Source organism: Fusibacter sp. (assembly GCF_057447755.1).
Genome location: NZ_JBVBZF010000326.1, coordinates 1 through 3,894, shown reverse-complemented (window position 1 = coordinate 3,894; position 3,894 = coordinate 1). Strand labels below are relative to the sequence as shown.

At 37.2% G+C, this 3,894-nt stretch carries 4 protein-coding genes; 2 read left to right on the top strand and 2 right to left on the bottom strand.

Annotated elements, in window-relative coordinates:
- Together AC220I_RS19495 and AC220I_RS19490 are read right to left on the bottom strand one after the other, a co-directional pair.
- Window positions 1-814, bottom strand: an 814-nt coding sequence (locus tag AC220I_RS19495) for an SLC13 family permease (RefSeq protein WP_486725534.1), incomplete at its 3' end; no start/stop codon positions are given.
- A gap of 228 nt (window positions 815-1,042) precedes the next feature.
- Window positions 1,043-2,251 carry an MFS transporter gene (locus tag AC220I_RS19490; protein ID WP_486725533.1) on the bottom strand — a complete coding sequence of 403 codons (1,209 nt, stop codon included), beginning with the start codon at window positions 2,249-2,251 and terminating at the stop codon, window positions 1,043-1,045.
- A gap of 128 nt (window positions 2,252-2,379) precedes the next feature.
- Here AC220I_RS19490 and AC220I_RS19485 point away from each other — a divergent pair, with 128 nt between their 5' ends.
- Both AC220I_RS19485 and AC220I_RS19480 read left to right on the top strand, forming a co-directional pair.
- Window positions 2,380-3,273 carry a LysR family transcriptional regulator gene (locus AC220I_RS19485; RefSeq protein WP_486725532.1) on the top strand — a complete coding sequence of 298 codons (894 nt, stop codon included), beginning with the start codon at window positions 2,380-2,382 and terminating at the stop codon, window positions 3,271-3,273.
- Between the two features lie 181 nt (window positions 3,274-3,454).
- Window positions 3,455-3,894: NAD(P)/FAD-dependent oxidoreductase (locus AC220I_RS19480; protein WP_486725531.1), on the top strand; the 440-nt coding region annotated here is incomplete at its 3' end.

Below are 3,894 nucleotides of genomic sequence, written 5' to 3'. Positions count from 1 at the left end.
TGAGCAGTGGTGTTAATGCACTATACAAGAAAGGTATTCTCACAATGTTATCGATGGCGATAAAGCAAAAGAAAAAGGTAGCAAGCAAAAAGTAATCGACTTTTAAGAGCAACTTGTATTCAAAGCGCATCAGGATTAAAATGCAAACCATACTCGTTATTTCAAAGGGTAAAACTCTAATGACACCGAGGACCATCAAAACAAATAGGCTTACATAAATGGATAGTTTAGTCTTTTGTTCAATGAAAATTTGTTTGAGCTCGAATTCAATGGGCTCATTTTTTTGCGTCATTATAAAAAGTGCCACAAGCATTAACCCCAAAACGACAAAGGGAAGGGTAATCCATAAAAAATCCATGGTTGAGATCTTATAAAAGTTGAATAAATATAGGTTCTGTGGGTTTCCAAAAGGGGTTAAACTACTGCCGATATTGGCAGTAATCGTCTGAAAAATAATGGTGTTCATTGGCTTAAAAGATGTTCGTTTTGCAATGGCTATGGTTAAAGGGACCATAGTGATCAAGGCAATGTCGTTGGTGACCCAAACGGCAAAAAATACGGTAATAACGATTAAAAGAAGGCTCAACTGCCTTGTCGTTTTCGCATAGGTGAGTATTTTAAGTGCCAATGCATCCAGTAAATGATATTTTTCAAAAGTTAAGGTCAGTCCCATCAGTGTAAACAAAGTAGTCAGGACATGCCAATCTATTGATTCAAGTCTGAAGCCCATGGATATGGACGTTGTCATTGCAAGGAAAAAGGATATGAGAAAGAATACTTCCTCAGCGAGTTTATTTCTGATGACTTTAACCATTTAACCTCCATAAATAGATTAATCAGAAATAGTATACAGGCTTTATAAAAATTATCAAATGAAATTTTACGATTGTGAATGACAATTTTGAAAACCGATATTTAAACACACCCCTTCTGCTGGTTTTGACCATTAAAAGGGGGCATAATAGGCTCGGGGGGCATTGAATTTTATGGGGTTCAAGACATAAGTGGTTGCGTTTAAGCTTTTAGCTTTTCTAGATGAGCTTTATGATATTTCATCACAGTCAATAGCTTCTTTTTCATTGAGAGGTAATAGGGAAATTAAAAAGGCGATTAGTAGCAGGCAGGAGACAAATAAGACGATACCTTGCCATGCCTGTGCTTTTAGGAAAAGCCCTCCTAACCAACCGATACAGCTAGATCCCAAATAATAAAAGAGTAAATAGAGTGCTGATGCTGAACCCTTTTGGTTACTAGACGAATAAATTCCGATCCAGCTACTGGCGATGGTATGACCTGCAAAAAAACCTGAAACGAAAACCGATAAGCCAAGAATCTTGACAATCAAACTAGGGTGTAAAGTCAGGAGCATACCTACACTTAAGACCAAAATGGTCATCGTCATGATCCTTTGTCGTGGATAGTGGTCGGAAAGCTTTCCAAAGAATGTAGCACTATAGATGCCAAATATATTTACAACAAATAAGAAACCAAGCAAGGTCTGACTCAAGTTATAGGGCGGATTGGTGAGGGGATATCCAATATAGTTCAAAACGGTGACATAAGCCCCCATTAATATAAATCCAGTGAGGTAGAAACGTAGTAATTTGAGGTTAAAAATACTGACTTTTAAAAGGGAAGAGGACCGACCAAGTGAAATCCTTGTCTTATTAAAGTTATTTGAGTTTGGCAGATAGATTAAAAACCATATGCTGATAACCAGACACAAAAGACCAATTACCAAAAAAGCCATATGCCAGTTGAATCGGTCTGTTAAATAGCCCGTCATAATTCGACCGGTGAGGCCACCTATAGCAGTTCCGGATACGTAATAACCCATGACTGTGCCTATATCCTTAGGCGAAAATTCTTCGTTTAAATAGGTCATTGCAATTGATGGAAAACCTGCGATGGTAATACCTTGAAGCAATCTGATTATTAAATAAAGATTGAAGTCCCATATAAATGCCGACAATATCGTCAAACAAGAGGAGATAATAAGTGACCAGCTCATGATGACTTTTCGATTCCAAGCACCTACAAAAATAGAAATAAAAATTAAGCTGATAGATAGAGACATACTTGTAAGTGATATTGAAAGACTTGCAGTGGAAGGCGGAATATTGTATTGGTCTGAGTATAGGCTAATGAGGGGTTGGGGGGCGTACATAAGGGCGAAATTTACCATGCTACCCATTAAGATACCGAGAGATATGCGTTTATGATCGTCGCTTCCAATTACTCTATAGTTCAAGGGTCAAGTCACGCTCCCTTCTGTTATTGATGTGTTTCTATCTATTATTATAGCAATAAAAAATATATAATTAAAATATCTAAAATACATATGACTTATAATTAATTAGTTATATATAAGGAGGTAATATGGATAATAAACAACTCTTATATTTTTTGACAATCGTAGAAAACGAAAGCCTCTCTAAAGCCTCAAAGCAGCTCTTTGTAGCGCAGCCCTACCTCAGTAACCAGCTCAAACGTCTAGAAAGCGAGTTGGGGACAAAATTAATTGAAAGAACCACTCGCAAGTTTCAAGTTACTGAAGCCGGAAGAATGCTAGCCTATAGAGCCAAACAGATACTTGATTTATCAGATACAACGGTGAAGGAATTGCAGGAACTAAACTCAGGCTTAAAAGGAACTTTATCAATTGGCTGTTTGGCTTCTGCTATTGAAACGATTTTAATTGAAAAGATTTTTATCTTTCACCAGAAATACGACAATATAAACTTTGAAATTCGTCAGAGCGGTACTCATGAAATATTAGAACTTTTAAAGCGTGGCATCATAGAAATCGGTCTAATCCGTAATCCCGTGAATCTAGATCTCTTTAATCATATTTCTTTGGAAAATGGGCCAATGATTGGGGTTACAAAGCGGTCCGCTCACCACGAAAATCAATCCAATGCGAGCACACTGACACTGGCGGAAGTGGCACGTAATCCCTTGCTACTTCATAACAGATTTGCTAATGACATCATACGTACCTTTCAGCAAGAAGGGTTAGAGCCACGTGTTTTATGTAGAATTGAGGATACGAGATCATTGCTACTCCTTGCAGAACAGGGGATGGGTATGGCCATTGTGCCTAAAGACTGGACTGGATTGGTATCAGAATCGAGCTTTGAGTTTTATGAAATCGACAAGCTTAATATGGAGACGGGAATATCAGTAGTATGGCTTAAAAACCATTACTTAACTTCAGTGGCAAAGCATTTTTTAAACTGTTTTGGCCAAGGTGTTCAAAGTAGAGAATTATAAGGAAAATCGGATTAGTGGTATGATGCAATTGTAAATTTTTTTTATTATGGTTGACAAGTTAGAAAATAGCCTTTAAAATGTAGATACACCCCCTAGGTAGGGGGGTAAAAATAATATACATTATTGAAACTCTAGCTGTTAAGATTGAGTTTCCACAAAATACATTAATGAGGTGAATTAAATGGAGAAAGTAGTAATTATTGGTGGTGTAGCAGCTGGTGCAACAGCAGCAGCTAAGGTGAGAAGACTTTCGGCAGATGCAGAAATAACAATTCTTGAAGCAGGTGCAGATATTTCTTTTGCAAACTGTGGTTTGCCATATTATATCGGTGGCGATATCAAGAGCCGTTCTAAATTGATTTTACAAAGCCCAGAGAGCTTTAATGAACAGTATCAAACAGCAGTTCATATTCATACAACCGCAACTGAAATCGATAGACTTAATAAAATTGTGCATACTACAGATTCCAGAACAGGAGAAAAGAAACAATTTGAGTATACAAAGCTTATTTTAGCTCAAGGTGGTAAACCAATTGCACCACCACTACCAGGAGCTGATCAAGACCATGTATTCCAACTTTGGACACTTGATGACATGGATAAGATCAATGCTTTTATTAC